General features: G+C 43.7%; 26 protein-coding genes and 1 pseudogene. 8 read left to right on the forward strand and 19 right to left on the reverse strand.

Annotated elements, in window-relative coordinates:
- Window positions 1-238 precede the first annotated feature (238 nt).
- From H6G03_RS06070 to H6G03_RS06085, 5 genes and pseudogenes are all read right to left on the reverse strand, one after another.
- Window positions 239-2869: a M1 family metallopeptidase gene (locus tag H6G03_RS06070; RefSeq protein WP_190463249.1), complete on the reverse strand. Its 2631-nt coding sequence runs from the start codon at window positions 2867-2869 to the stop codon at window positions 239-241.
- 158 nt (window positions 2870-3027) lie between these two features.
- On the reverse strand, window positions 3028-3240 hold the full coding sequence (locus H6G03_RS37185) for a hypothetical protein (protein ID WP_199315156.1): 213 nt from the start codon (window positions 3238-3240) through the stop codon (window positions 3028-3030).
- Complete coding sequence (locus H6G03_RS37190; protein WP_199315157.1) at window positions 3237-3488, reverse strand: hypothetical protein; 252 nt, start codon at window positions 3486-3488, stop codon at window positions 3237-3239. Before H6G03_RS37190 ends, H6G03_RS37185 begins: the two co-directional genes overlap by 4 nt.
- A 22-nt stretch (window positions 3489-3510) precedes the next feature.
- A pseudogene (locus tag H6G03_RS06080) lies at window positions 3511-3930 on the reverse strand (type II toxin-antitoxin system VapC family toxin).
- Window positions 3927-4217 carry a hypothetical protein gene (locus tag H6G03_RS06085; protein ID WP_190463100.1) on the reverse strand — a complete coding sequence of 97 codons (291 nt, stop codon included), beginning with the start codon at window positions 4215-4217 and terminating at the stop codon, window positions 3927-3929. Before H6G03_RS06085 ends, H6G03_RS06080 begins: the two are co-directional and overlap by 4 nt.
- Before the next feature lie 337 nt (window positions 4218-4554).
- On the opposite strand from H6G03_RS06085, the gene H6G03_RS06090 reads away from it, so the two are divergent.
- Window positions 4555-6192, forward strand: a complete 1638-nt coding sequence (locus H6G03_RS06090; protein WP_190463102.1) for a DUF3352 domain-containing protein — start codon at window positions 4555-4557, stop codon at window positions 6190-6192.
- Window positions 6193-6350: 158 nt separating this feature from the next.
- Complete coding sequence (locus tag H6G03_RS06095; RefSeq protein WP_190463103.1) at window positions 6351-7268, forward strand: class I SAM-dependent methyltransferase; 918 nt, start codon at window positions 6351-6353, stop codon at window positions 7266-7268.
- A gap of 151 nt (window positions 7269-7419) precedes the next feature.
- Here H6G03_RS06095 and H6G03_RS06100 read toward each other — a convergent pair whose 3' ends face one another.
- The 9 genes from H6G03_RS06100 to H6G03_RS06140 form a co-directional block, all read right to left on the reverse strand.
- The gene (locus H6G03_RS06100) at window positions 7420-8331 is read right to left on the reverse strand and encodes an Npun_R2821/Npun_R2822 family protein (RefSeq protein WP_190463105.1); all 912 of its coding nucleotides are present in this window, start codon (window positions 8329-8331) and stop codon (window positions 7420-7422) included.
- Window positions 8332-8373: 42 nt separating this feature from the next.
- A complete protein-coding gene (locus H6G03_RS06105; protein ID WP_190463107.1) occupies window positions 8374-9378 on the reverse strand; it encodes an Npun_R2821/Npun_R2822 family protein in 1005 nt (334 codons plus the stop codon).
- 38 nt (window positions 9379-9416) lie between these two features.
- Complete coding sequence (locus tag H6G03_RS06110; protein WP_190463109.1) at window positions 9417-10388, reverse strand: glycosyltransferase family 10 domain-containing protein; 972 nt, start codon at window positions 10386-10388, stop codon at window positions 9417-9419.
- Between the two features lie 80 nt (window positions 10389-10468).
- Window positions 10469-11242, reverse strand: a complete 774-nt coding sequence (locus tag H6G03_RS06115) for a hypothetical protein (protein ID WP_190463111.1) — start codon at window positions 11240-11242, stop codon at window positions 10469-10471.
- A 21-nt stretch (window positions 11243-11263) separates the two neighbouring features.
- Complete coding sequence (locus H6G03_RS06120; RefSeq protein ID WP_190463112.1) at window positions 11264-13276, reverse strand: ABC transporter ATP-binding protein; 2013 nt, start codon at window positions 13274-13276, stop codon at window positions 11264-11266.
- Window positions 13277-13360: 84 nt separating this feature from the next.
- On the reverse strand, window positions 13361-14518 hold the full coding sequence (locus tag H6G03_RS06125) for a glycosyltransferase family 4 protein (protein ID WP_190463114.1): 1158 nt from the start codon (window positions 14516-14518) through the stop codon (window positions 13361-13363).
- Window positions 14519-14536: 18 nt separating this feature from the next.
- A complete protein-coding gene (locus H6G03_RS06130) occupies window positions 14537-15571 on the reverse strand; it encodes a glycosyltransferase family 2 protein (RefSeq protein ID WP_190463116.1) in 1035 nt (344 codons plus the stop codon).
- 53 nt (window positions 15572-15624) lie between these two features.
- Complete coding sequence (gene galE, locus H6G03_RS06135) at window positions 15625-16623, reverse strand: UDP-glucose 4-epimerase GalE (protein ID WP_190463118.1); 999 nt, start codon at window positions 16621-16623, stop codon at window positions 15625-15627.
- A 17-nt stretch (window positions 16624-16640) separates the two neighbouring features.
- A complete protein-coding gene (locus tag H6G03_RS06140; protein WP_190463120.1) occupies window positions 16641-16847 on the reverse strand; it encodes a hypothetical protein in 207 nt (68 codons plus the stop codon).
- Between the two features lie 125 nt (window positions 16848-16972).
- Here H6G03_RS06140 and gloB point away from each other — a divergent pair, with 125 nt between their 5' ends.
- From gloB to dnaB, 3 genes are all read left to right on the forward strand, one after another.
- Window positions 16973-17746: a hydroxyacylglutathione hydrolase gene (gene gloB / locus H6G03_RS06145; RefSeq protein WP_190463122.1), complete on the forward strand. Its 774-nt coding sequence runs from the start codon at window positions 16973-16975 to the stop codon at window positions 17744-17746.
- Window positions 17747-17831: 85 nt separating this feature from the next.
- Window positions 17832-18290: a 50S ribosomal protein L9 gene (gene rplI, locus H6G03_RS06150; protein WP_190463124.1), complete on the forward strand. Its 459-nt coding sequence runs from the start codon at window positions 17832-17834 to the stop codon at window positions 18288-18290.
- 211 nt (window positions 18291-18501) lie between these two features.
- Window positions 18502-19842, forward strand: a complete 1341-nt coding sequence (gene dnaB / locus H6G03_RS06155; protein WP_190463126.1) for a replicative DNA helicase — start codon at window positions 18502-18504, stop codon at window positions 19840-19842.
- 10 nt (window positions 19843-19852) lie between these two features.
- Here the strand turns inward: dnaB and H6G03_RS06160 are convergent, their stop codons facing one another.
- The 3 genes from H6G03_RS06160 to H6G03_RS06170 form a co-directional block, all read right to left on the reverse strand.
- The gene (locus tag H6G03_RS06160) at window positions 19853-21079 is read right to left on the reverse strand and encodes an RNA-guided endonuclease InsQ/TnpB family protein (RefSeq protein ID WP_190463127.1); all 1227 of its coding nucleotides are present in this window, start codon (window positions 21077-21079) and stop codon (window positions 19853-19855) included.
- Window positions 21080-21297: 218 nt separating this feature from the next.
- On the reverse strand, window positions 21298-21855 hold the full coding sequence (locus tag H6G03_RS06165) for an FKBP-type peptidyl-prolyl cis-trans isomerase (RefSeq protein ID WP_190463129.1): 558 nt from the start codon (window positions 21853-21855) through the stop codon (window positions 21298-21300).
- Between the two features lie 55 nt (window positions 21856-21910).
- Window positions 21911-22234, reverse strand: coding sequence for a phasin family protein (locus H6G03_RS06170; protein WP_190463131.1), 324 nt, complete (start codon window positions 22232-22234; stop codon window positions 21911-21913).
- 136 nt (window positions 22235-22370) lie between these two features.
- On the opposite strand from H6G03_RS06170, the gene H6G03_RS06175 reads away from it, so the two are divergent.
- The 3 genes from H6G03_RS06175 (at window position 22371) to H6G03_RS06185 (ending at window position 23524) form a co-directional block, all read left to right on the forward strand.
- Window positions 22371-22685, forward strand: coding sequence for a TIGR03792 family protein (locus H6G03_RS06175; RefSeq protein WP_190463133.1), 315 nt, complete (start codon window positions 22371-22373; stop codon window positions 22683-22685).
- A gap of 32 nt (window positions 22686-22717) precedes the next feature.
- On the forward strand, window positions 22718-23071 hold the full coding sequence (locus tag H6G03_RS06180; protein ID WP_190463135.1) for a zinc ribbon domain-containing protein: 354 nt from the start codon (window positions 22718-22720) through the stop codon (window positions 23069-23071).
- A gap of 141 nt (window positions 23072-23212) precedes the next feature.
- Window positions 23213-23524 (forward strand): zinc ribbon domain-containing protein, encoded by a 312-nt coding sequence (locus H6G03_RS06185; protein ID WP_190463137.1) that lies wholly within the window; start codon window positions 23213-23215, stop codon window positions 23522-23524.
- A 120-nt stretch (window positions 23525-23644) separates the two neighbouring features.
- Here H6G03_RS06185 and nblS read toward each other — a convergent pair whose 3' ends face one another.
- Both nblS and purD read right to left on the reverse strand, forming a co-directional pair.
- Window positions 23645-25609 carry a two-component system sensor histidine kinase NblS gene (nblS, locus tag H6G03_RS06190; protein ID WP_190463139.1) on the reverse strand — a complete coding sequence of 655 codons (1965 nt, stop codon included), beginning with the start codon at window positions 25607-25609 and terminating at the stop codon, window positions 23645-23647.
- A 48-nt stretch (window positions 25610-25657) separates the two neighbouring features.
- Complete coding sequence (purD, locus tag H6G03_RS06195) at window positions 25658-26944, reverse strand: phosphoribosylamine--glycine ligase (RefSeq protein ID WP_190463142.1); 1287 nt, start codon at window positions 26942-26944, stop codon at window positions 25658-25660.
- Between the last annotated feature and the right edge of the window lie 23 nt (window positions 26945-26967).

Raw genomic sequence — 26967 nt, forward strand, 5'->3', positions numbered from 1 at the left:
GTCTACATCTGCGTTAATCTGCGTTAATCTGCTTCCATCTGCGGTAAAAAACATTTCAAATCGTAGCCGATAGCATCGGTAGTACATGAGGGTTATCTCTGGAAACCATTAGTTAAAATTTAACCGCAGATGAAGAAGGATGAACGCAGATGAACGCAGATAATCTTGCAAATTTTTGGTTCTACAGTAGGGTGCGTTAGCGTCAGCGTAACGCACCTTACATTTAGTAACCTAATAACTAACTAGATTTCGATCTAGCCTCCAAATTCTCCAAACGACTCATCAGTTCCTGATTTGTTTTTTTCAACTGATCGAGTTCTTCTCGCAGTTGTTTGACCGATCGATCGGTCCCCGCACTTTGCTGCACTTTTTGTACCGCTTCTTCCGCAATGCGACGCACGCGCCCATCGGGTGTACCATCAACTAAAGAATTTAAAATGGGGATAGCTTTGGCTGTCTCCATTTGTCCGAGCGCTGTAACAACTGCTACTTGAGTTAAGAAGAACGTTTCTCTGGATAACTCTTGTAATTGTTCCAGAATCCAATCCACGTTGTTTGGCGTTTGACCCGTAGAAATCGCTCCCAAAGCGCGAATTGCTGCCAAGCGCAAAGCTTGCGGGATACCGGGGCGAGTGTATTCCAAAATCAAATCCAGTGCTACTGGTGATGTTTTTAACTGGCTCAAACCTGCGATCGCACCAATACGCACCACCTCGTTCCAGCCAGCTTTTTGCCGCAGGATATTGCTAAGCAAACCGACAACTTCATCTTCTTTATCTTTTAGAATTGGTGAAGCTACCATTCCCGCAATTGTGCGGGCAGATGTCGATTCTACATAATAACTGGCGTCGCCTTTTTCTACCAAATTCTTCACAGCATCGTAGCTTTCTGGCGTTTTGATTTTAGCCAAAGCTTCCACCACAGCGCGGCGCACCAAAGGATTTTCATCCTGCAAACCTTTTACTAAAGCTTCGCCTGCTTGGTCGAGTTTAACTTCAGCTAATTGTTTGGTAACTTCTGCCCGCACACCCCAACAACTATCTTTTTCAAGTGCGAGTGATAGCGCTTTTACTGCTTCCAATCCTCCCTTTTTCGCCAAAGCTTCAGCAGCGTAAATTCGGGAAATCGGATCGGGGTCGAATTGCAACTGCGCCTTCAGTTCCGCAACTGGGTACTCCAAAGCAACCGTTTTCAGATAGTGATTGCCAACATCAAAACTGACAAACTGCGGTTTCTCCTCCAACGGGAAGTAAAAGCTTTGTTCCCGTTCGTGTACCCGAACTGTAAAAGATTTAAATTCTTTGAATTTATCTGCTTGCGTATAGCCAAAAGCAATCGGAATTCTCAGGTCAAACAAATCATTGCCACTGCCGTTATTATCTGCTTTTGCTTGATTTTGAGTTATCGTTATCTTAGCCAGCTTGCTATCGCCATCCCAAGCATAGGCAACCTTATAATCAGGATGTCCGCCGCGATAAACGTACTGGTCGAATAAAAACAGCAAATTACGCCCGGTAGTTTTTTCAATCGCCCTCAGCAAATCCACAGTTTCGACAGTTTTGTGGGCGTTATCTCGCACAAAAGTATGAATTGCCCGGAAAAACAATTCATCTCCCAACTCGGTGCGAATCATATGATAAACGCAAGCACCTTTTTCATAAAGGTGTCGATCGTAAAGTTCGATCGCTTCCCGATACACATGAGTTACAATCGGACGGCGATAACGACTGCTATCTTCGATTAAATAGTTACGCGACTCATTCAAACGATAGTAAGCTGCGTCTTCCCAACCATACTCGTTTTCCGTCCACAACACCTCAGAATATGTCGCCATTCCCTCTTTTATCCAAGCATGAGACCAATGCTTGATCACGACCAAATCCCCAAACCATTGGTGGGCGAGTTCGTGGGCGACTAAACTTTCACTGATGCGATTATCTAAAGATGCTCTTTCGTCGATCAAACATCTATCTGTTAATAATGTTGTGGAAGTATTCTCCATCCCCCCAAAAATAAAATCATCTACGCAAACTTGTGCGTATTTGGGAAATGGATAAGGGTAGCCAAATTTTTCGCTGAAAAATTCGATCATGCGAGGCGTTTTGCCCATCGTGAGGCGGGCATCTTCTTCTCTTCCCTTGTCCACATAATAGGTAACTGGCACTATTCTTGTGGGACAGGCATCTTGCCTGTCATCCTCCCAGGTATCCTGAATTTCGGCAAAATCTCCTACTGCCAAAGTCATCAAATAAGTGGGATGAACTTCTTTCTGCGACCAGTGATAAATTTTGTCTTCGTCAGTTTCTTCTGTATTAATTAGTACGCCGTTGGAAATAGCTATTAACGGTTTGGGAACTCTGACGCGAATTTCCGAAGTTGCCAGTTGTCCTGGATAATCAAAGCAGGGAAACCAATAGCGGGAATCTTCATCTTCTCCCTGAGTCCAAACTTGCACCGGTTTGTTGGGATAATGTTTATCGGGGCCAATGAAGTAAATGCCGCGTTGGGGTTTTTCTACAGAATAAGCGATCGCAATCTCGATCTGCTTATTTACTTGCATCGGTGTGCTAAGTTTAACGTGCAGCTGTTCCGCATCGTATTCAAAATGCTGCGGCGAACCGTCAACTTGTACAGATTGGATATTCAAGTTTACCGCATCCAATGTCAAGCGATCGATCCCACTCCGCACAGGCGCTAATCTGATATTGCAAGTCCCTTTACAAATGCGGTTGGGAATATCTAGGGTCAAATCTAGGAAAATATGTTCTACCTGTCCCGGCCTATCTGGATTGTAGTGGGGACGCGCACCGGGTAACTCAAAAGATTTATGGCCATTATTTTCGGAATCAAAATAAAAGTGCAACTTCATATGGTATGGACTCTGCGAAACAGAAGAAGTATAGCTGGTATCGGTTAGCGAAATGCGATCGAGTACATTTTCCAGGTTAGCGTTTTTGGAGATTACCGTACCGACATCCAACCATCCGGCTGAATCCCACTCCCGTTTAGCTGTGCAGCTTGTCCCACTTATGGCGTTTTTCGTGGCTTGGCGGCGGTGGGGTCAGCATCTGCGACAGGTTCCGTGTACTCGCAAAAAATACCGATGCCGATTTTGAGAATGTAGAGAACGATGATAGTTGCGATCGCAGGATTTATCGGCAACGTAGTTAATTGTACCACCGAGATAATCAAAGCTGTCAGCAAAGCTGCATCTTCCGGCTTTTTAATATATTCGCTCAATTTGCCGCGAAAACCTTCATTTCCACAGAGTTTTGACGTATAACCTTTAGCGTTATTTCCCATAGAGATTTTTGAGAACCGAATGATTCCAATCCATTTACTTCAGACCATAATTTATCAAAAGCCTCATCAAGCTTGCCTTCATATTGTTTTAAAGTAGTCAAAGCTTCTTGGGCAAAGCTTTCATTTTGTAATAACTGCTGCTTTTCGTTGATTTCGCTGGTAGTTAGTTGAGGTTGTATTGGCATGATTTACTTTGCCATTGTTTATTTAAGGAGAATTTGTTAATTCCAGAATCAACTGCGCCGGAGTCAAAATTCGAGGAGTAGTAACTGGGAAATCTCCCAGATCGCGAGTAATTATAGCATCTAATTTATTCTCGACAGCAGTGCTGTATTAAATTGCATCTTCAAAATCCCTAAAATTCGCACTAAGAGCCATTGAAATTACAGATTCATCAACTGTAGCTACTCGACATACTGAAGCCAATTTGTTCAAGAAAGCTAGCGTCCAATCTTGACCTCTTTGTTTGCGAATGATATAATAAAGATCGCTAAAAGTTGATGCTGAAACATAGCCTTCTAATTGTCCTGCCTCAATCCATGAAAAAACGAGATCGCTATCATCATAAAAAGGCTGTCGTTCAAAGGCGATGTCCACTATTACATTGGTATCTAGTAGCACTTTCAAAGGTTATGTTTCTCCTTTAAATATTCCCATTTAGCTTGTTCTGGATCGAAGTCGGGAGGGACAGGCGGAGCATTTTCCAACAAGTCTCTGAATGCCTTAGTTCTGTATTCTACTTTCTTTTTGGGTATTTCAGGTTGTGCTTCATTTTTTGGCTCTGTATCATTATTAACCGTTTCAATTGCCTGCCAAACCACTACCTCCACATCTCCTGGTGGCATTTTAACAGATTCCGTAATGACTAAGTTACCTGCGTCATCGACTTTGCCCTTAAGTTTGTATGCTTGCATAGTATTTTCCTGTGAATTTGCTTGCGATCGTAGCATAACAATTACAAATTATTACAAATTATACTTCTCCTTCAAATATTCCCATTTAGCTTGTTCTGGATCGAAGCCTGGCGAAACAGGCGGAGCATTTTCCAGTAACCCTACAACTGGAGTTTGAACCCCTGGCGGGTAATGGAACTGGTGCAAGCTGTGATAGCTGGGGAATATCTGAGTATAAATACTTATGGCTTGCTAGAGAAACTGCTAATACCTTAGATATAGATTCGGTCATCAGTTATTTTTAAATCACTGATGACTAATGACTAATAACAATTTCATCAAATCTCAGGATAATAAAATGTCTGAAAAAAAACCAAGTATTCTCAATCCTCTTATTATCGGGGCTGCGGTTATCCTAGCGGGTGGCTTACTTGCTTACCTTTACTTGAAAGGTGCTTTTAGCGATGCCACAAGTCCTTTGGCTAGTGCGAAAGTTGTGCCAGATGACGCATTGATGACTGGTACGATTTCCACAGACCCTAATGCTTGGTCGCAATTGCAACAGTTTGGCACTCCGGAAGCTCAAGCTGCGCTTAGCAAAGGACTAAATGATTTTAACAAGCAGATGACGGCGGAGTCGAAAATTGATTATGCTAAAGATATTCAGCCTTGGCTTGGTAGTGTGATGTTTGCTGTTTTGCCATCAGATACAAACCAACAAAATCAACAAAATTTACTGATGGTTGTGGGAATAAAAGATAAAATTAGCGCCTGGAATTTTGCAAATAAAATCAAAGCGCAATTGAAAACACAAGAAAGCGATTACAACGGTGTCAAAATAGCGGAAACTGTGGGCAGTAGTAACAAAACATTTAGCGCTGTCCTGAATAGCCATTTGGTCTTGTCGCCACAAAGAAAATCTGTGGAAATGGCGATCGACACTTTTAAAGGGCAGCCTTCTTTCGCGAACAAAGAGAATGCTAGCCCCATGCTTGCCAAGGGAATGGATATCGAAAATAGTCTCGTCCAAATATATATACCTGAATACGGAAATGTCTTGCAAAAATTACTCGAAAACAATCCTAATTCACCCGCATTGCCGCCTGAATCTTTGGCACAGCTTAAGCAGGTAAAATCTTTGGTAATGGGTTTGGGTGTTGATAATTCTGGTTTGCGAATGAAAGCAGTAGGCAAAGTAGACCCCTCTTTAATTAAAGTAGAATACAAACCCGCACCGGGTAAAGTGGTAGCGCAATTTCCCCTAGAAACGATCGCCCTGATCAGCGGATACGGAATCAGTCGCGGTTGGCAGGCTGTAGTATCAGAATCAGCCAAAAATACGCAATTTCAACAACAAATTGACCAATACAGACAGCAAATCAAAACAAACTACAATATTGACCTAGATAAAGAAGTTTTTGGGTGGATGGATGGAGAGTTTGCTGTCGGAGCGATATCATCAAATCAAGGTGTTTTAGCTCCTATCGGTTTGGGTGGAGCATTCATATTTAAAACAAGCGATCGCGCAACTGCCGAAGCAACCCTTGCTAAAATAGATGCGATCGCTCAAACTAACTCTGTGACTGTAGGAGAAAGAAACATCCAAGGCAAAATAGTAAAAGAATGGCGGCTGGCTGACCAACAAGTTTGGTTGGGTTATGGTTGGTTAGACAACGAATCCTTATTTATCGCCCTCGGTGGCCCAATAATTGATGTTATGGCCATCAATAGTAACCCTCTCGATCGTAGCCCATATTTTCAGGCGATCGCAGGTTCTTTGCAGAAGCCAAACGCAGGCTACTTTTACATAGATATGGATAAAACCATGTCTTTATTAAATCGCTACTTAACTGCCGCACAAAATAATCCTATGCCACCCGAATCATACGCCATCCTCAATTCGATTCGCGGTATCGGTATCACAGCTACACAACCTGACGCATCCACCAGTCAAGTGGAAATGTTGCTAGCTTTGAAACCGAAAACAGGAAAATAGTTATCAGTATGTAGCGTGCCTCAGACACGATAATTTTGGAATCAAGATCCCCGACTTCTTCAAGAAGTCGGGGATCTGGGCTAATAACCAATGGCAATTGACAATGGACAACTAACCAATAACAATGAACTAATGACAAATGACAAATAACTAATCAAATGACTGCTACTGTAAACACCGATCCTGGATTAGCTTCTCGCTTAATAAATGGCGTGCTTTCTGTCAAGCCCCTAGCCGCCTTAGCCAAACACCAAGCTCGTCAAATGATGATGAAAAGAGCCGAGAAGATTGGCGTCGCTTGGCAAAAGGAAGTAGAGGAGTTACGTTCTCACGATTGGGAAAGTATGCTAGCGCAAGTACAAAATCCGCACGTAACTTACCCAGATTACTACTTACACTCTTTCCACGCTTATGATGAAGGAAATCTCGGTTGGGAACCTGCTTTAGAAGTAGAAGTTGCCGCTTACACAGTTCACTCTACTCTCTGGGGAAATGCCAGTGCTGATGGAGACGCTAAGTTACGTAAAAGCTATCACGATATCCTCAAAACTCAAATTCCCAACCAGCCACAAGAGATTTTGGATATCGCTTGTAGCGTCGGGATGAGTACCTTTGCCCTCCAAGATATCTATCCCCAAGCAAAGATGACAGGTCTAGATTTATCACCTTATTTTCTCGCAGTTGCAAAGTACAAATCCCAACAGCGTAACGCTCAAATTCGCTGGGTACACGCCGCCGCCGAATCAACCAATTTACCGACAGCTTCCTTTGATTTAGTCTCCATCTTTTTACTTTGTCACGAATTACCGCAAGAAGCAACGCGGCAGATTTTCCGGGAAGTACGGCGTTTGCTGCGTCCCAACGGTCATATTGGCATCATGGATATGAATCCTAAATCGGAAGTTTATGCCAAGATGCCACCTTACATTATGACGTTGCTGAAAAGTACCGAGCCTTGGTTTGATGAGTATTTTACTTTGGATATCGAACAAGCTTTAGTAGAAGCTGGTTTCGAGAGACCGACTATTACTCGCAACAGTCCTCGCCACCGCACGATCGTTGCCAAAGTGAGCTAGGATTTTTTTCATGTTAAATCAAATGTAGGGTGGGCACTGCTCACTCTACTCGTGTCAATTTAACCCACATTTTGCAGGTTAAAAGGGTGTTTCGGATTTATGGTGGAAAATGTTTGTTTAGATCTGCAATTTAAACTTATATTTGGTACTATTAAAATAAACTCTTTGTTTTATTGATAATCCGCTGCCAAAAGGTAATTTTCTTTGGTTCAACGGTTGATGTTTCAGTTGGTTTTGGTTCGTTGAGATAGCGGTAATATTCCCACAATCCTCGATAGGGCGCACCTGGTTTCATCGGTATGCCAGCCCAATGAAGATACTGTAATTTTTTCTCGCCATCATAGAGTACAATATCTTTTTGTTGGAAGTGTTTTGAACCAGCCCAACTACCTGGGCCACCCCCCGGAATTTTAACGAGGTTAAAGCGTTTGGGGATAGAATTTAGCACTATATAATTTAATATTGGTTGATCTGTGACTTGGCTAGAAAAGTCAAAATATTCTCGATGCTGAGAACATTCACGCAACAGTTCGTACATTCGCTCCAGCGTAATTGTGCCTTTTTTAGATGCCCAAAAGCCACTATTGAAGACATCGCTTAACTGTGCTTCCGTAAATATTTTTTCTTCTCTTACCAAGGGGGAAAAAATATCCTGCAAACCTCTACCTGCATGATGGTAATCGTTGCAAATAAAGCCGTATTCTGACAAGTAATCTAAAATCTTGGCTATTTTCTCAAAGACGATAATATCTGTATCGATATAGAGAAATTCATCTAATGGGCCAAACCAGGCTACTAACTTACGCATCTTATTGGGAAGTGCTAGAAAATCTCGCTCGAAAATTTCGGCAATTTTTTGCGTGAATTGGTTAAGAAAATCTAGGTCGGGAAAAATTTGCACATTATGCAATCGGTTGAGAGTTGCGGCTAAATTTTGATAATTATCATTAAAAGGGATTAAATAAACCGATATATCTGGGTCGTAGTAACGAATGCTATTCAAAAGCGCGATCGCATTCTCACTTACTTTTTCATTTGCTACAATGTAAATTCCGCGAGCCATAGGGATTTTAGTTTTTAGGTTGAGATCTGAATGGATGAATTATTACCGAGATAATCCCAGTTTGCGTAAAACTCGCGTTCCCAAACTGGGAGGTGGATTATAGGGTTTTGGTTTACCTGTGAATTGAGGGCGATTTTCCGGTTCGTGGAGATAGCGATAGTGCAAGAAAATATCCCGATAGGGACAATCAAGATTTTCACCATCGCAAATCCGATTGAACAGTTTAGTCGAGACGCCAATATAATGAAGATAGGTCAGTTGATTGCCGCGATCGTACAAAACATTATCTCGTAACTCGAAATGGCCGGAAGTTACAGAGCAACCAGTTGACTTATTTTTAGGTAATTCTAGCGCTAAATTATAAACTGGTATATGAGAGCGCATGATCATATAGTTTAAAACTGACTGATTTGGCGCAGACATATACAAAATTTCTGCTTCTCCTGCTTCTAGGCTAGATACCACTGTATTCAATTTCTCTGAGGTAAATATTCCCTTTCTTCCCGCATAAAATCCCGCACAAAAAATTTCTGATTCTAGGCGATGTTGAGGAAATACTTCTAATAATTTAGAACTTTGGATATTGTAAATATGGGAGAGATCTTTATATTGAAAATCATAAACGACAAACTCATGCTTATCTAAAGCTTTAAAGATTTCTGCGAGGTTATTTAATACCAAAACATCTGCATCGAAATAAGCAAACCTTTCAAAAGGTGCTTCGCGATCGAAAGCGCAGTAGCGTCGGTTCATGCCGATCCGATAAACTCCTTCAATTCCTTTTTCTTGCCAAATCTTAAAAGCCGTGGGATGTGCTTGCCATACTTTCCTGGAAAGCTCTTCCCAAGGAGCAAATAAAGCGGGATCTTCTAAAAGGGTGACATTATCTCTTTTAGCAACTTCTGCACGTACTTTATCAACTCGATCGTCATAGGCAATCACGCAAACTGGCATTGATTTACCCACATTGACTTCTATACTGTTTAGTAACGCGACGAGTTGATTGTAGACATAATCGTTAGCTAAAGTGTATATCCCATTTTTCATGTTAATTCCCTATTTGTGAATGCTTATAATTGCCAATTTTACATCAACCGCTCGACTAAATTCGATAACCAATTGAGTAGGTTTAGTTTATGGAGAATAATCTGACGTGCTTCGGCGATCGCATCTTTAGCTTGATGCCAAGCATCTGGTGTCGCAATAATTTCCTTAATGTATGCTATGCCTTTTTCATCTTCGCTTGGCAATCTGAGAAAGCTGCCTGGAGGCAAAAGTTTATCAGCCGCCGGCCCACCATAATAAATAGGCAAACACCACGCCAACAAAGCATCCCAAAGCTTTTCGCTGACATACCAATCATTGTCTGCGTAGTTCTCGATCGCCAAGTTATAGTAGTAGCCGCTCATCGCGTTCCATTTATTGCCTACTTTGCCGTATCCTTTCACCCATACAGGTAAATCTCGTCCGTACACATCAAATTCTAAACCGCTCTCGCTCAAAAGCTTTAAAAAAGCCAGTCGCTGACGGTGTTCCTCGGTGCGAGAAATACCAGAGGTGATCCAGCAGCACGATCGCAGTTTTTCTGGTGGCCCCATTTCATTTAATTCTCGGAAAGAATTTGAGTGATACCAAATTGCTGGCATATAGTCGGGAATAGGAGCGAAATCATCTGGGCCAGAAACATATCCGCAATATTTTTGCGCCTCTTCGTATCCAAGCACTCTGTATTTTTGCATTTTGGCAAAAGGGGGTTCCCGTACCAAAAAAATCACTCTTTCTTTGGGAACTCCACGTAACTGCACCTTAATTAGTTCTTCATAACTTTCTTGCTGTTGCGCTTGACCGAACAAACGTGCCAGAAGAGAAGTTTTCGTTTGTGTTTCCGGCAATCCACCATTATACAATAATAAAAAGTCAGGTTCTTTAGCGGGTGCTAGCATTTGAATATTGCCCCAAATGCCATAAGGATGTGGTGTTTGTTGCCACATCCAATCGCAAGAAGGTTGATAAAGAGATGGGTAGCTGCTAACCATACCAACAATTTTTTTAGTCATATACTAGATTACCTACTAATTATTTTGTGGGTCATATTATCTGCGATCGCTCTACACTTTACAGCTAGTATTTAAAATTTTTAGCGGTAATAGAAATCAAAATCTTTGAGAGCAGCTAATCTCGCTTTGTTCAGGCGATAGTGATAGCCTAGCTTGCGTTTGAAAATTTCCCAAAAAGTTTTTTGTTTTTTGCCATAGGAAGCATCTAGGTGCTGCCTAATCTTATTCAGTTTCTCCCAACTCTCGCTTTTTGTAATATTCCATCCCACTTTAGCTGCTGCCAATCCCATCGCGTTTCCCTCTCCGCTGTGCATACCTTTTAATTCTAAGTAACTGCCAATTATACCCCAATTTTTTATAAACTCTTTTTCTCTGTCATTATCTCTGACAACGATATATAAAGATTCTCCAATCCACTTAGCCTTTTCGCAATCTATATTTAGCTTACTGGCGACATTTTTGATAATTTGTAAGTTAGCTGGGCGATTTTTTTTTATATGGTCGAGCAAGTCTTCATTCCGTCCAAATATCCCCGGCTCGAACTTAATATCTTCTGGAATTTTTTCTTTAATTCTTGTATCTGCATCTATATTAATTACCACCCTAAACAATGACAAAGCCTTTTCTACCACGAAGCGTTTGTCGTTATAGCAATGCAAAATCCCCTGCTGCTGGTGCTGGAAAGCTAAAATATTTTTTTCTTCTTTAAATTCGGCTGGATTTTCTGTATAAATAACTAACTTAGTTCCGGGTGAATACTTTTCTAAATCTCCTGCTAATTGTTTAGCTAAAGCGTGATACTTACTACCAAGAGCTAACGTGCAAAAGCAAAAATCTTTTTCTAATTTTTCCATAAGTTATTTTTAATTTTATGGCTATTTTGTCGGTAGTTTAGTGCTATTTTCAAATAATTCGATCGTATTGAGAAGACTGATTGCCGAACTGTAAGATTCCTCCAATAATTCATTTTGTTCTTCGGGAGTATCTATCAAATCATCTGCTAGTAAGCGGAGGGAACCGATCATGGTGTTAAGACGAGTACGAACTTCGTAAGAAAGACGGTTGCGAATTTCTTCATTGCGGCTAAATACATTTTCGGGGCGTTCCGCAAATTGCATCGAGTACAGTCGGGCATAGTAACCTCCTTTATCTAAAAGTTCTTCATGAGTTCCAGTTTCAACAACGTGCCCTTGGTCGAGTACGGCAATTTGATGGGCATTTTGCACGGTGGAAAGGCGGTGTGCAATTACGACGGTAGTGCGATCGCGACTGAGATCGTCAATCGCTGCTTGTACCAATCTTTCCGAAACCGTATCCAAAGCACTCGTAGCTTCATCAAGAATTAAGATATCCGGATCTTGCAAAAGAGCGCGTGCGATCGCCAAACGCTGCCGCTGTCCTCCCGATAGTAACACACCCCGATCGCCGATCTGAGTATTTAACCCCTGCGGCATTTTTTCAATAAACTCGTAAGCATTTGCCCGCTTTGCAGCGCTAATGATTTCCTCCTCACTTGCATCAGGCCGCGCATAGGCAATATTATTACGAATCGTATCGTTAAATAAATAAGTATCCTGGCTGACAATACCCATCGATCTTCTGATACTTTTGATATCGAAATCCCGCAGATCGATCCCGTCTAGTTTGATACAGCCGCTTTTTGGGTCGTAAAATCGCGGTAAAAGATCGGCCAAAGTTGACTTACCTGCACCCGATCCGCCCACCAAAGCAAGAGTAGTACCGCGAGGCAAATACAGATTGATATCTTTTAGCACTAAATTGCCACGCTCGGAATAGCCAAAAGAAATGCGATCGAAATGAATACCTTCGCGCAATTGCCTATAAACTATAGACCCAGTAGCCATGAACGGCTTATTATCCTGCCGCAAAAAGTCATTTACTATTTCCACGCTAGCAGAAGTGTTCGCCAGTTGACTTCTTGCCGCATTCAACTGGGAAATAAATGGTAGAAGTCGGAATAGCACTAATAAATAAGTAAGCAGTACCGCCGATAGCGATTCGATCTCGCGAATAAAAAATATACGTGCCAGCACGACGATCGACATCAGCGCAATAATACCCGTAACCTCACTAATTGGGCCAATAGCCGCCGAATTCATCTGCGATTGGAAATCAGCTTGCTCTCGAGATCTAATTAACTTATGCAGCAATTGAAATTCTCTTTCTTCATTTGCTGTTCCCTTTACCAGTCGAATGCCGCTGAGAGTTTCCAGTACCCTAATTGAATAAGCTTTCGACATATCCGAAAGAACTTTGCCGAAATACTTAGAACGATTAATTGAATATTGATTAACTAACGCCACCAATGCCAGTAAAACAGTTGAAGCCATTGTCAACTGCCAGGATATTGCCAGCAGCAGACCAGCAAAAACTAAAACGGTGATAGCGATAATAATTACCCGAATTAATGTGCCGATCGTACCCGCAGTCCGACCTATCTCTCCACCCAAACGGTTAATCAAATCGCCTACCTTCATCTTGGCATAATAATCCAAGTCCACCTCTAGCAACAACCGCAATCCTTCTTCCCGCAAATCCGACGTTAACGTCCGCCCCAGCGAACTCGATACCAAACTACTGGCATAGGTAGCCACATTTTTCAAAACAATTGCCAGCAAAATCGACACCGCCATTACTGACAAGCGGTATTGTTCGGGAACCCCATCAAATGGCGACATAATCGCTTGAATCAGCGGTGGGGCACCTTTTAAATCCACCTTCTGCCCTAAAAAATTCAACAGGATGGGTACAATTAAAGTTGTACTCACACCATTAAATAGCGCCCCTGAAAATCCCAGAACGATCGTTAGTGAAATCCAAATCGGATAACGGCGAGCAAATTTGAGTAAAAGCTTAGTGGAAGACATGGAGGTATTATTTCTATTAATAACTGGCCTTGAATACCTATAATAAATTTATTGGCAAGCTCCACCTCACCACATCTTCTTTTCCTATAAATTGGCTATTAGCTCTGAAAGTATAGCCGACATAGTATATACGCTGTAGTATTTTACACATCTTTCTCTCGCTTTTTGCCCTTTCTCGTTTGCTTCGTCCAAATGCTGGAATATCCCTAGAATCTTTTCAGCGAGTAGCTCCGGGCTACCAGGTTCGACTAAATAACCAGTTTCATCCAATATTTCCGGAATATCTCCAACTTTTGTCGATAAAACAGGTTTAGCCATAGCCATTCCATCCGTTAGTTTGAGAGGAAATTGGGCCCTAGCTGCGAGGTCGTCTCGCTGTGGTACAACCACAACATGAGCGGCAGCTACCACCTCTGGCATCACTTCCACAGGACACCTTGGTAGCTTAATAATCCAACGCCCCCATCTTTGCATAAGTTTATCATCATAATCATCATAGGGACTGCCCCCTACAATCACCAGCCTTAAATCTGGTTGTTCGAGCAAGTCTAGCGCCTTTAAAACGTCTTCAACGCCCTTGTGAGGTCGCGGAGCTCCCGGAAACATTAAAATACGACACCCAGACAAACCGTAGCGAGCTCTGCTTGCTTCCGCATCGTACTTCGCGGGGTCAAACATTTCCGTGTCTTTGCCATTGGGTAAATAAACACCACCAAAGCGTTTCTTGAGAAAATCAGTATCTATCGTGACGGCATCTGCTTTCTCCACCAAGCTTTCCATCCACTTTACATACAAAGGATGATCGGGATATCGCAGTGCCGCATCTTTTTTAAAGATATCCCTATAAAGCTGTTTTGGTGTGGGATGGTATTTCCATTCGTCTCCTCCGTACCAGCTGAGTTCCCAGTCATCCATATCTAAGAGCAAAGGACGACGAGCGAATATTTTTTTTATTAAAGAAATACCAAAGCTTGTAGGCTTTGGTTTGACTGCATAAATAATATCCCCATCTATCTTTTTTAAGATCTTTTTAGCTGGTTTAAATAGTTTAGGGTACTTATAACCTTCTTCGGCATAAATTCGCATTCCTTCTGGAGGAATTGCATACAGTTCTTTACCAAAGGTAAATCCTACACACTCTATTTCATAGTTGAGTTTTTTAAGTACTTGTCCTAGTAAAAATGCTCGGACTGCTCCACCTCCAGAAAAGTCACTAACGACTAATGTAACTTTTATACTCATATTTTACTTCTCTTTATTTTATAAGTAAACGTTATCTTTTGAGGATTTTGTCAAGTTAAATAACGGTGATAATAGGGAAAGAATTTTTTGAGAGCGCGGCCCTCTGTACTTTTGATAAAGTATAAAGCTAGGCACGAACGATCTCAAGGAATAAAGTAATTTCAGTAAGGTAGCATTATTAACTTTTACTTTTTTATCTAAAAAATATACCGGAGAGCGAATAATTTTCATTAACCGCTCAAAATTGTCCTTGTCTTTTTCTCTAATTGTGTCTTGCACTAAAAAATTTATGCCACTTTCGCAAAGCGGCAGTAAGTCTTTGTGTTTGCTATAAATGGTTTCATAGAAAAGAATATAATACCCTTTCATGTAAGACCACTTATTAGTTCTATTAGTGCGATGCTTTGTATAGAAAGCACCAACAATAGGCGTATAAATAAAATTTACTCCGGCGAGCGCCAGGTCTAATGTAAAATCTCTATCTTGCAGAGCTTTAAGACTTTCATCAAACATTTTTTTACTAAAAATGCTTCTATTCATCAACAAGCATTGCTGCAATAATGGAAATGGAGAATCAGCTAAAAAATCAGGTATAAGTAAGCGCTGAATTAATTGTTCTTTTGTCAAATCTCCGACAATATTTGACTGCCGATCGGTAATATTTTGTTCCCCGTCTAGAAAGACACGCTCGTAATCGCAATAAAACACCGTATTTTGTCGATCTACACCCTTTAAATGATTTAATTGAAATTCAGTTTTACGATCGTCGATCCAATCGTCTCCATCTAAAAATTGAATCCACTCGCCTTGAGCTTGCCTAAACCCAAAATTACGAGCAGAAGATACCCCTCCATTTTCTTTGTAAAAATATTTTATTCGAGAATCGAGCCTCATTAAATTCTCGACTACCTCACGAGTGTTATCGGTAGATCCATCATCGACAATCAGGCACTCTAGGTCAATAAATGTTTGGTTAAGTACACTTTTAACTGACTTTTCTAGGTAGCGATCCTGATTGAAACAAGTAACAACAATAGATACCAGAGGAGGCATTTTCAAGCAATCCTATCATTCAAAATCAACTTTCCATTTAGGCTTTTTGTCGTTCAAGCATGACGCTGTTGGTGCCACTTCCAGGCATGAGATACGATCTCAGATAAATCTGGGTATTGAGGATTCCAGCCCAGGATTTGTCGGGCTTTGTCGCTACTGCCAACTAAGACGGGTGGGTCGCCAGGACGCCGATCGCACTCAATAGCTTTAATTTCCCGTCCTGTGATCGCCCTAGCGGTTTCGATCGTTTCCTTCACCGAAAAACCGCCGCCATTCCCTAAATTAAATACCGCACTATCCCCCGACTCCAACAAATATTTCAGGCCCAAAACGTGCGCTGCGGCCAAATCGTTGACGTGAATATAATCGCGAATGCAAGTACCGTCTGGGGTCGGGTAATCTGTACCGAAAATCGAGACTGATTCTCGTTTTCCTAACGCAGTCTGTAACACTAAAGGAATTAAGTGCGTTTCCGGATTGTGGTCTTCCCCCAGCAAGCCATCCGGATCGGCACCGGCAGCGTTAAAGTAGCGGAAGCAAACAGATTTTAGATCGTAAGCAGCATCAAAATCCGAGAGTATCCGTTCTACCATCAACTTGCTAGCACCGTAGGGATTGATGGGATTTTGGGGATGATCTTCGGGAAGGGGAAGAACTTGGGGTACACCATAGGTGGCGCAAGTGGAAGAAAAGACAAATTTCTTCACGTCGGCTGCCAACATAGCTTCTAACAGCGTGAGAGTTCCGTAGACGTTGTTACGGTAGTATTTGGCTGGATCGGTCACAGACTCGCCCACATAAGCAAAAGCGGCAAAGTGCATGACGGCGGCAATGTTGAGCCTGGAGAAAAGCCGATCGAGCAAAGGGCGATCGCTCGTATCCCCAACAATTAACTCTACCTGCAAAACCTTCTCTACCACATCTCGGTGTCCGTAGATCAGGTTATCCAAAATAACTACATCGTAACCGGCACGTTGCAGCGCCAGTACCGCATGGGAGCCAATATATCCAGCTCCCCCTGTGACTAAAATGGTTGGTTTATCTTGTGGCACTTGTTTTAAGGATATTGCTAGTCAACTATTTTCAGGCGACCGACTTGGATGTAATCAAAGATGTGATTGATTTGGCGGCGGTCTTCGTCAGTGAGTTGCGCGTCTGAAAGAATGGCACAAGTCAGCAACATATGTTGCTTGCGGCTAATTTGACCCGCAACCAAAATTTGATCGACAATCTGTTTAGCTCCTAAAGTTGTTTTGCTCGGTACGCCCCCTTTCATACGTGACTAACTCCCTTACCGATAAGTAAAAAATAATTAAGACATTCCGATCGTGTTGGGTTTTCTGGAATTTATCAGTCGCTACACTCATTCTAGTGAAGAAGTTTCTATAGAGGTATTTTTTCATGCAGGTTCATCGGCTCCCAGCACTCTCGGACAACTATATATTTGTCTTGCACGATACTCAAGAAAATGTCGCAGCTGTGGTCGATCCGGCAGAAGCGGAACCAGTACTGCGTTTCCTTGATAAAATTGCGGCTGTATTAGTGGCTATTTTTAACACTCACCATCACAGCGATCATGTGGGCGGCAACAAGCAGCTGATGCAACGCTTTGCCAATCTCCGCATCTACGGAGGGGGAGAGGATTTTGGTAGAATACCGGGACAAAATGTGTTTTTGCGGGAAGGCGATCGCGTCCAGTTTGTCGATCGCATCGGCGAAGTGTTTTTTGTCCCCGGACATACCCGCGCCCACATCGCCTACTATTTTCCCTCAAATGTGGCGGATGAGCCAGGGGATCTGTTTTGCGGCGATACTCTCTTTGCTGGTGGTTGCGGTAGGCTCTTTGAAGGCACTCCCTCCCAAATGATATCCTCCCTAAGCAAGATCCGCGCTTTACCCGACAATACCAGAGTTTGGTGCGCTCACGAATACACGCTGAAAAACTTACAATTTGCCCTGACTGTAGATGGTAACAACCCAGATTTACAAGCCAGATACACTCAAGTCAAGGAGTCTCGCAGTCGATCGGAAGCTACCGTACCATCGCTTTTGGGGATAGAGAAGCGCACTAATCCGTTTCTGCGCTGGGATAACCCGCATTTGCAAGCAGCGGTAAAGAGTGACGAATCGGTGCAAACTTTTGCCAGACTGCGGGGAATGAAAGATAGATTTTAGCGAAGATTGGCAGTTGCGATCGACCCCCCTATTTCGCTACTATGGTTTGTTCGGATCTGATTAAGCAGCCTGTTCAGGAAAGCTCATGGCCAAACGCATTCAATTAGTTTTAACTCAGGATATCAGCAAGCTGGGCAAATCCGGCGATTTAGTAGAAGTGGCTCCCGGCTACGCACGCAATTACCTCCTTCCCAAGCAATTTGCTACTTTTGCCACCCCAGCAATTCTCAAGCAAGTGGAACGGCGCAGAGAAAAAGAGCGCCAGCGCCTTTTGGAACTCAAGGAAGAATCGATCGCGATCAAAGCAGCGATCGAAGCTGTCGGTCGCTTTAGCATTGCCAAACAGGTGGGCGAAGCAGATGCTATCTTTGGAACAGTTACTGGCCCGGAAGTCGCAGAAGCGATTCAGCAAGCTACCGGCAAGGAAATCGATCGTCGCGGTATCACCCTACCCGAAATTCGCAAGACCGGTACTTATAAAGCTGAAATCAAGTTGCACCCAGAAGTAACCGCAACAGTAGATATTGAAGTAGTGGCTAGCTAAGGGAATTTTGGATTTTGGATTTTGCGCGAAGTGGGCGTCTTGGCGGTGACCGTCACGATGCTCACCTTCGCAAGAGAGGATTTTGGATTGCCATTAGTCATCGATCGTTAGTCTTTGGTAAAAGGCTGTGTATTAATGGCTCATTGCTAATCAATGAACTTAAATAAAAATCTAAAATCTAAAATCTAAAATCTAAAATCTAAAATGATTTATGGTTGACTCACGCAATTTTCAACCGATTGGCGATCGTCTCCCTCCGCAAAATATAGAGGCGGAAGAAGCTATTTTGGGCGGCATCCTGCTAGATCCGGAAGCGATCGGCAGGGTGCTGGATATCCTCGTACCAGATGCTTTTTCCCTGGAAAGTCATAAAATTATCTATCAAGCAGCGCTGACTCTTCACGCGCAAAGCAAGCCGACGGATTTAATGACAGTCGCTGTCTGGCTTTACGATAACGATCGGCTTGACAAAGTGGGAGGTCAGAGTAAGTTAGCGCAACTGATCGATCGTACCGTCTCCGCCGTCAACATCGACCAGTATGCCAAACTCGTAGCAGAAAAATATCTGCGCCGCAAATTAATTCAAGCCGGTCATAAAATTGTCGATCTCGGACACGAGACAGCCACCGAATTGCCGATCGTACTCGATCGAGCAGAACAAGAAATTTTCGGCATTACTCAAGAACGACCTCAGCAAGGTCTGATATCGATCGCCGAAACGCTTAACTACACTTTCACCGAACTTAACAATCGCAGTGAAAATGTAGCGCTACCCGGACTCACCTGCAATTTTTACGACCTAGACGCCATGACTGGCGGTTTTCAGCGTTCTGATTTAATTATCGTCGCCGGTCGCCCTTCAATGGGAAAGACCAGTTTTGCCTTGGGAATCGCTCACCAAATATCGAAAACACATCAATTTCCTGTTGCTATTTTCAGTCTGGAAATGTCAAAAGAGCAACTGGTGCAGCGATTGCTTGCTAACGAAGCCGAAATAGAAAGTAACCGTTTGCGATCGGGACGCATCAGTGAAAATGAATGGGAACGGTTAAGCCCTGCATTTGCTACTCTATCCGCCCTACCAATTTATATTGACGATTCCGCCAATATAAGCGTTACGGAAATGCGTAGTCAAGCGCGTCGTTTGCAAGCAGAACAGGGGAGAGAAATCGGATTAATTTTAATAGATTATTTGCAATTAATGGAAGGCGGAAGCGACAATCGCGTTCAAGAATTATCGAAGATTACACGCAATCTTAAAGGTTTAGCTCGCGAGATGAATACTCCCGTTATTGCCTTATCTCAGTTGAGTAGAGGAGTTGAATCGCGTACAAATAAGCGACCGATGCTGTCGGATTTGAGAGAGTCCGGTTCGATTGAACAAGACGCGGATTTAGTTATTATGTTATACCGCGACGTTTATTACAATCCCGATTCTCCAGATCGAGATATCGCAGAAGTTATTATCGCCAAACATCGGAATGGCCCCACAGGGACAGTCAAACTTTTGTTCAATTCGCAGTTTACTCAGTTTCGGAATTTAGCTAATTGACACTCTCCCGTCAAGCTACGCTGTGACGGGGAGATTCTTGGTTCACCGAGCGACCTTGCTTAAGAACTGTTTCCAGGTTTAAGTATAGGGTCATCTCTCCACAAGCGTTAATTTCGGTATGCCCTACCGTATTTGATATATAGCCAAGTATCTGTAATGCCTTAATTAAAATGTTCCGTGCTGCATTTTCATCCCTGTCTAAAATCACACCACATTTACAAATATGGGTACGAACAGACAGAGATTTTCTAACAGTTTCGCCACAATTAGAACAATTTTGGCTGGTGTAATGAGGTGGAACTGGTACGGCTACTCTGCCAAATTTAATAGCAAAGTATTGTAACCATTCTCTAAATTGCGACCAAGAGGCATCACTAATTGATTTAGCTAAGTGACGGTTTTTCACCATATTACGCACTTTCAAGTCTTCATACGCCACGATGTCGTTAGACATCACTACGCACCTTGCCAACTTCACGGCAAAGTCTTTACGCTGACGAGAGACTTGCAAGTGTTTTCTGCCTAATCGGTTAATAGCTTTTTTCCTGTTGTTAGAACCTTTAACCTTTTTAGAAACTAGACCCTGCAATCTTTTTAATTGCCTTTCCGACTTTCTCAAGTATCTAGGATTATCAACTTTTTCACCATTACTATCAGTGTAGAAATGGGCTAAACCTACATCTAACCCTAGAGTTTTACCTGTAGGTTCTAATGTTTGTTTAATATCTACGCTAATGCAGAACTGGCAGTAGTAACCATCAGCACGTTTAACTAGCCTAACTCTCTGTATTTGGTCTACGGGGTAAAAATGCAGGTCGTAAGTACCGACAAGCTTAAATATTCCCATTCCCTTCTTATCGGTGAAGGTGATAGTTTTCTTATCGGGCGAAAGCTTCCAGCCTGATTTTTTGTACTCTACAGAGCGTTGATTCTTTTTGAATCTGGGAAAACCTTTCTTACCTTTAATCTTCTTTTTACAGTTATCGAAAAATCTGGCAATCCCTGACCAACAACGTTCCGATGATGCCTGTCTAGCCGTCGAGTTGAGTTCATTTACAAAGGAAAATTCTTTGGCTAATCTGGTGGTATATTTGTTGAGGTCGTATTTATCTGTACCTTTGTTATCCATCCAGTAGCGCAAACACTTGTTACGGATGAATTGAGATGTACGGATCGCCTCATCTACCGCTTTATACTGCCAATCTTTTCCTTTTAATTTGAACTCGTAAACTATCACAGCTATCGACCAAATCCTAATATTTATCCTAACACGGTTAGCGCAAAATGTTGACCTATCTTTGTGGGGATGCTGCACGTTTATATGTTGGTCTGGTTTTCATCCCCCCGTTACACCGTAGGTTAACGGGGGGATGAAAACCAGACATTTAAGATAAAAAATATCGGCCTTTTCACATCGGTGATAATTATACCTGAGCGAAAAAGGCCATGTTTTTGTTAACTAATCCTCAACAATTCCACATCAAAAATCAATGTTGCATTGGGAGGAATCACACCACCAGCCCCGCGAGACCCATAACCCAATTCTGCGGGAATAATTAACTGGCGACGCCCACCGACTCGCATCGTACTGATACCTTCGTCCCAACCTTTAATCACCCGTCCGCGTCCCAAGGGGAAAGAGAAAGGTTGATTGCGATCGCGGGAACTATCAAACTGGCTTCCATCTTCAAGCGTGCCAGTATAATGTACAATAACTGTTTGACCAGTTTTGGGAATCGCTCCAGTTCCCTCCACTAAATCAATATATTTCAATCCGGATTCTGTGGTAACAACTTTACCGTTACCAGCCTCTTCATTGCTGGCGGGTTTTTCTGCACTTGACATTGTGTTATCTGCAACTAAAGTTTGATTAATAGCCGACCTGGTAATTGTAGGTTGAGTTGGAGTCAATTCGGATGCGTTCGCTGTTTTTTCAGGGCTGAGAATTTGTGCAAACACCACAATCAACCCGCAGGCGAGCATAATCCCCAAGCTGATCAGAATCTCTTTCAAAATCAGTCCTCCGTACCTCTAAAGCCTCTGAGATCTCAAATCCTACCAGCTTTTCTCAACGCCAGAGCTTATTCTCCAAATCCCGCACCTGACGTTCCAAACGGTCAATGCGTCCGCGCAACTCATCCATCTCAGACTGACGGGGAACACCCAGATCCTGCATCATATTGCGTATCTGCCGTTGCATCTGCGCTTCAAAATTTCCCTGGTCGCTTTTTAACTGCTGCATCAAATCATCGACCATTCCCTTCGCCTGGTCTGGATTAATTTTGCCCTCCTTCACCCATTCATCACTCACTTCCCGGATTTTGTCCGCTACCAAAGATGTCGTGCCAACACCAATCAATAGTAGCTGCTTGAGCCAGTTATTGCTGTCCATGCTGCCTTCCACTCACTTACTCAAAAGGGCGATCGAATGTAGCCCATAAAGGTATGCTGGAATCTTAGTGTTCCAGTATCCAGTACTATTGTGTCAAATTTGCCGATCGCCTACAGATTCGGTCGAGGTTCGCCTAATGCTTATCGAATGGCTTAAGTTTAAGGTTGCCCCAGAACGGCGGGAAGAGTTTATCGATAACGATGCCGAAATCTGGACACCTGTGATAGCAAGCAGTCCCGGATTTCTGGGCAAAGAAGTTTGGATTAATCCCACCGAACCGACGGAAGTTATCATGGTAATTCGGTGGGCAACTTGCGAACAGTGGAAATCGTTTCCTCAAGAGTTATTAGACCGAACGGAAGAGAAGTTTGCCCAAGCAATGGGAAAGTCCTATCAGATGCTTGAGTCACTCGAATATCAGGTACGGAAATTCCCCTCAACTCATCCATAACAAAATCAATCCGCAAAAAAGCGATCGCCGCAATGCCCAATTGCCCCCGCTGTCACCAACCGGTTAAAACCCAAGCAGTTACCTGTCCCCATTGCCGTCAGGTTCTCAAAGCCCACGGTCATCCCGGTATACCCCTACACCGAGCTGCTGGGAAAGAATATTTATGCGATAGCTGCACCTACCATGCAGACGATACCTGTACTTATCCCCAGCGTCCCTTAGCTAAGGAATGCACGCTCTATCACAACCGCTTTCAACCGGAACCGCAGGTTATCCAGCCTCTCAAAACCGATCGATCCCTGCGTTTCTGGTTTGAGAGAAACCTAACTTGGGTACTTTTGCTCGGTTTATTGGGAGTCAGTTTTTTAATTACTTTAATGCGATAGTCCAAGAAAATATTTGCCAGTACTGTAACTAATATCCGCTGTTTGGTTACCAAGCATTTAGCAGGTTCTTAATTGCACCTTTCCCTCTTCCCTTTCCCTCTTTCCCCTAACCCCTAGCTATAATTCACTCGATCGCTTACCATGCCAAATTGCCCCCGCTGTCATCAACCCGTTCCCACTCAAGCAGTCACCTGCCCCCACTGTCGCGAAATTCTCAAAGCCTACGGTCATCCCGGAATTCCCTTGCATCGAGCCACTGGGGATGAGTATTTATGCACTAGCTGCACCTACCATACAGACGATACCTGTAATTATCCCCAACGCCCTTTTGCTAGGGAATGCACCCTTTACGACAACAATCTCGAACCCGAACCGCAAGTCAGTATTCCCCCCAACAGCAACCCATCCTTGTGCCAGTTGTTTGAGAGCATATTAAGATCTTTTTGGAACTGAACAGTCAAAAATTGGATGTTTTGACACAACAGCGAATATTTTTTCCTCATCCAAGAGTCTTTGAAATTCAACGACGAGTATTTTCCTGTCACGTTCTTTCTTTTGACTGAGTAACTTTTTCTAGCCCCGACGTGCCAGTCCCTCTGCTTCCACAACCGAGTGACTTTGTGCGGCAGAAATTTTTTGTTGAAAGACTGCTAAATCGAACCAGAAAGTCGTACCGATGCCGACTTCGCTGACCAAATTGATTTTGGTGTGATGCTTTTCAATAATATTACGGACGATCGACAGTCCCAAACCAGTTCCTTCCAGAGTATGCACGCGGTTTTCCACGCGGAAGAAGCGATCGAATATTGCTTGTTGATCTTCCGGTGCAATCCCGATCCCCGTATCGGCAACTTCAATCCGCACGACTTGATTTTGAGTATGCGATGCTTCTGACTCCTGTTGTACTGAATAGGCGCGGATGACCACCCGTCCTCCGGCTTCGGTAAACTTGAGTGCATTACCGACCAGATTGGCGAATACTTGTAGGAGCAAGTCGTAGTGACCTAAAACTGAGGGTAAATCCGGTTCGATTTCGTGTGCTAATTCAATGCCTTTATCGCGAGCGTTCAGCTGATAAGTTCGCAAAGTTTGCTCTATAGGCAGCCCAATTTCCACCGCCTCAAAGTGGTAAATTCGGCAGGAAGATTCCAAGCGCGACAAATCGAGAACATCGTTGACGAGGCGGGTGAGGCGGTCTGTTTCGTTATTCGCCGCTTCCAAGAACTCCCGCTGCTGTTCCTCTGTGAGGTCTTCCCCAAATTCGTGCAGCGTTTCGATGAAAGATTTGATACATTGCAACGGCGTTCTCAGCTCGTGGGAAACATTGCTGATGAAATTGCTTTTCGCTTCGTTCAGTTCCACCTCGCGGGTAATATCCTGCACCGTCATCGCAATTCCTTTGATGCTCTCGCGGTATTGATCGAGAACATTGGTTAGCAAAATGCGAACAGTACGGTTTGTGGGTTGACTGAGGGTAATGCGGAATTCTGCACCTTCTTTGTAGCCGTTGCCCGATGCCATTTGATACAACGGTCTTGTCAGTTCCATTGATACCGAAGAAGGCAAATAGTGGAGAACATTTTCCCCCACGATATCGATGCCATCCCAAGCGAAGATTCTTCGTGCGGTAGGATTGACGAGAATTACGTGCAAATGAGTATCGAGTAACACAGCACCATCTGCGATCGTCGAAACCAGAGTTTCCAATTTGGCTTTTTCGGCTGTTAGTTCTTCGATATTTTGCTCTTCGTAACTTTCCAGCTTTTCTGCCATTTCGTTGAAGCTGGAGATCAACTCGCCCAGTTCTCCTCCCAAAGGTAGGTCGATTCGCTGTTTAAAGTTACCGGCGGCAATATTTTTTACACCGACTAGCAATTCTTTAATCGGTTTGGTGATTGTCAGCGCGTTGAAAACGGCACCGAGAATCACCATTACCCAGATCGACACAAAAACTGCGATCGTCACATCCCGCGTCAGATTGGAGGAAGTGACAACGGTGGGATTGGGGTTAATGCCGATCGCTAAAACCCCCAGGTACTTGCCTTGGTGAGTGAGGGGGACAAACACATCCGTCACTACACCATCAGGCGTCATATGTTGCCGCACCATTGTCAACTCTGGATTATCGGCCCAATCTGCTGGCAATTGCATCCGCCGCTCAATGGTGAGGGAAGTTTGCACCTCCGAGTCTGAAAAGGGAATCCCAAAAAAGATTTTGCCAGCTTCATCGGCGTAGAGCATATAGCGCACGCTGGTGGTGCCGACGTAGAAGCGTTCGGAATATTGGGCAACTTCACTCAGACTTTGTTCTGCAATTAATGGGGCTACGTTGGCGGCTAGCAGCTGACCCAAATCGCGACCGAAGCGGGTGTCGTTGAGATGGGCATCCTGTTGGATTGTATTCACTGCCCAAAAGGTAAGGCCACTCATGAGCAAGGAAACTACCAGGGTAGCTGCTGCCATTAACCGCGTCTGGAGTGTAAACTCCGACCACCAATGGGCAATGACTTCTCGGATTGTTTTCAGAAGAGCCAGCATTTTAGCAAGGATGAAGGACGGGGGATGAAATAGAATTGTAAAGTTTTTTTACTCTTTCCTTTTTATAGCTTTTTGAGCTATGTCTCGCCGAGAGTACGCGCCTTCAAATTGAATCCGATCGACTGCGGCATATGCTGTAGCGATCGCTCCTTCTATATTTTCCCCGATGGCCGTAACTCCCAGAACTCTCCCGCCGTCGGTGAGGGGATGGGGAGAATTTTCTGCTGGAGCCGAAAGTTTCGTGCCAGCATGAAAGACGATCGCTCCGGTTGTTTGGGCTGACTCGATGCCGGTAATTAATTTACCTTTTTCGTATTCGCCGGGATAACCGCCGGAAGCCATGACTACACAGACGCAAGCTCCCGATTTCCACTCAATTGGCGGCATTTCGGCCAATCGCTGTTGAGTACAAGCTAGCATCAAATCTTCTAAGGGCGTTTCCAGTAGAGGTAAAATAGCTTGAGTTTCCGGATCGCCAAAGCGACAGTTAAATTCCAGCACTTTTGGCTCGCCGGACGGCGAAATCATCAATCCAGCGTAGACAACGCCTATATAGGGAATACCGCGTTTTTGTAAAGTTGCGATCGTCGGTTGCAAAACTTCCTTTTCCACTCGTTCCAGCAACGCTGGGGTACATAGGGGCGCTGGGGCATAAGCTCCCATACCGCCCGTGTTTGGGCCAGTATCCCCGTCACCGATGCGTTTGTGATCCTGTGCGGGTAATAAAGGTCGAATTGTCAAGCCATCTGTGAGAGCTAAAACGGAAACTTCTTCACCGATTAAACATTCTTCGATCACTACCTGGGCGAAATTGCCCTGAAAGATATCTTCTACGGCGGCTACAGCTTCCTCAACTGTTTGGGCGACGGTGACGCCCTTTCCGGCTGCCAAACCATCCGCTTTAATTACAATTGGTGCGCCTTCGGCTTTAATGTAAGCGATCGCCTCACCCGCATCTGTAAAAACAGCAGACTTAGCCGTAGGTATTTCCGCTTCTGCCATCAAAGCTTTCGCCCACGCCTTACTCGCCTCAATCTCCGCACCCGCTTTTGTGGGGCCGAAAACAGGTATATTTTGCGAGAGCAGGTAGTCCGCGATTCCCAAAGAAAGGGGCAATTCTGGGCCAACAGCTACCAGAGAAACGTCATTTTCTTTTGCAAAACGCGCAATTGCTTCAAAATCTTCTACCTTAAGGGGTAGATTCTGGCAACGTTCCATAACTGCTGTGCCGCCATTGCCAGGGACGCAGAATACCCGCTCAACCTGGGGAGATTGCAGGAATTTCCAAGCCAAGGTGTGTTCCCGTCCACCATTGCCAACAACTATAATCTTCACATTATCCTCGTGCGATCGATATC

Source organism: Aerosakkonema funiforme FACHB-1375 (assembly GCF_014696265.1).
GTDB classification, from domain to species: domain Bacteria; phylum Cyanobacteriota; class Cyanobacteriia; order Cyanobacteriales; family Aerosakkonemataceae; genus Aerosakkonema; species Aerosakkonema funiforme_A.

Coding starts and splice junctions, on each gene's coding strand:
- H6G03_RS06070 (WP_190463249.1), bottom strand. CDS start 2,869: ATGAAGTTGCACTTTTATTTTGATTCCGAAAATAATGGCCATAAATCT.
- H6G03_RS37190 (WP_199315157.1), bottom strand. CDS start 3,488: ATGCCAATACAACCTCAACTAACTACCAGCGAAATCAACGAAAAGCAG.
- H6G03_RS06085 (WP_190463100.1), bottom strand. CDS start 4,217: ATGCAAGCATACAAACTTAAGGGCAAAGTCGATGACGCAGGTAACTTA.
- H6G03_RS06090 (WP_190463102.1), top strand. CDS start 4,555: ATGTCTGAAAAAAAACCAAGTATTCTCAATCCTCTTATTATCGGGGCT.
- H6G03_RS06095 (WP_190463103.1), top strand. CDS start 6,351: ATGACTGCTACTGTAAACACCGATCCTGGATTAGCTTCTCGCTTAATA.
- H6G03_RS06100 (WP_190463105.1), bottom strand. CDS start 8,331: ATGGCTCGCGGAATTTACATTGTAGCAAATGAAAAAGTAAGTGAGAAT.
- H6G03_RS06105 (WP_190463107.1), bottom strand. CDS start 9,378: ATGAAAAATGGGATATACACTTTAGCTAACGATTATGTCTACAATCAA.
- H6G03_RS06110 (WP_190463109.1), bottom strand. CDS start 10,388: ATGACTAAAAAAATTGTTGGTATGGTTAGCAGCTACCCATCTCTTTAT.
- H6G03_RS06115 (WP_190463111.1), bottom strand. CDS start 11,242: ATGGAAAAATTAGAAAAAGATTTTTGCTTTTGCACGTTAGCTCTTGGT.
- H6G03_RS06120 (WP_190463112.1), bottom strand. CDS start 13,276: ATGTCTTCCACTAAGCTTTTACTCAAATTTGCTCGCCGTTATCCGATT.
- H6G03_RS06125 (WP_190463114.1), bottom strand. CDS start 14,518: ATGAGTATAAAAGTTACATTAGTCGTTAGTGACTTTTCTGGAGGTGGA.
- H6G03_RS06130 (WP_190463116.1), bottom strand. CDS start 15,571: ATGCCTCCTCTGGTATCTATTGTTGTTACTTGTTTCAATCAGGATCGC.
- H6G03_RS06140 (WP_190463120.1), bottom strand. CDS start 16,847: ATGAAAGGGGGCGTACCGAGCAAAACAACTTTAGGAGCTAAACAGATT.
- gloB (WP_190463122.1), top strand. CDS start 16,973: ATGCAGGTTCATCGGCTCCCAGCACTCTCGGACAACTATATATTTGTC.
- rplI (WP_190463124.1), top strand. CDS start 17,832: ATGGCCAAACGCATTCAATTAGTTTTAACTCAGGATATCAGCAAGCTG.
- dnaB (WP_190463126.1), top strand. CDS start 18,502: ATGGTTGACTCACGCAATTTTCAACCGATTGGCGATCGTCTCCCTCCG.
- H6G03_RS06170 (WP_190463131.1), bottom strand. CDS start 22,234: ATGGACAGCAATAACTGGCTCAAGCAGCTACTATTGATTGGTGTTGGC.
- H6G03_RS06175 (WP_190463133.1), top strand. CDS start 22,371: ATGCTTATCGAATGGCTTAAGTTTAAGGTTGCCCCAGAACGGCGGGAA.
- H6G03_RS06180 (WP_190463135.1), top strand. CDS start 22,718: ATGCCCAATTGCCCCCGCTGTCACCAACCGGTTAAAACCCAAGCAGTT.
- H6G03_RS06185 (WP_190463137.1), top strand. CDS start 23,213: ATGCCAAATTGCCCCCGCTGTCATCAACCCGTTCCCACTCAAGCAGTC.
- nblS (WP_190463139.1), bottom strand. CDS start 25,609: ATGCTGGCTCTTCTGAAAACAATCCGAGAAGTCATTGCCCATTGGTGG.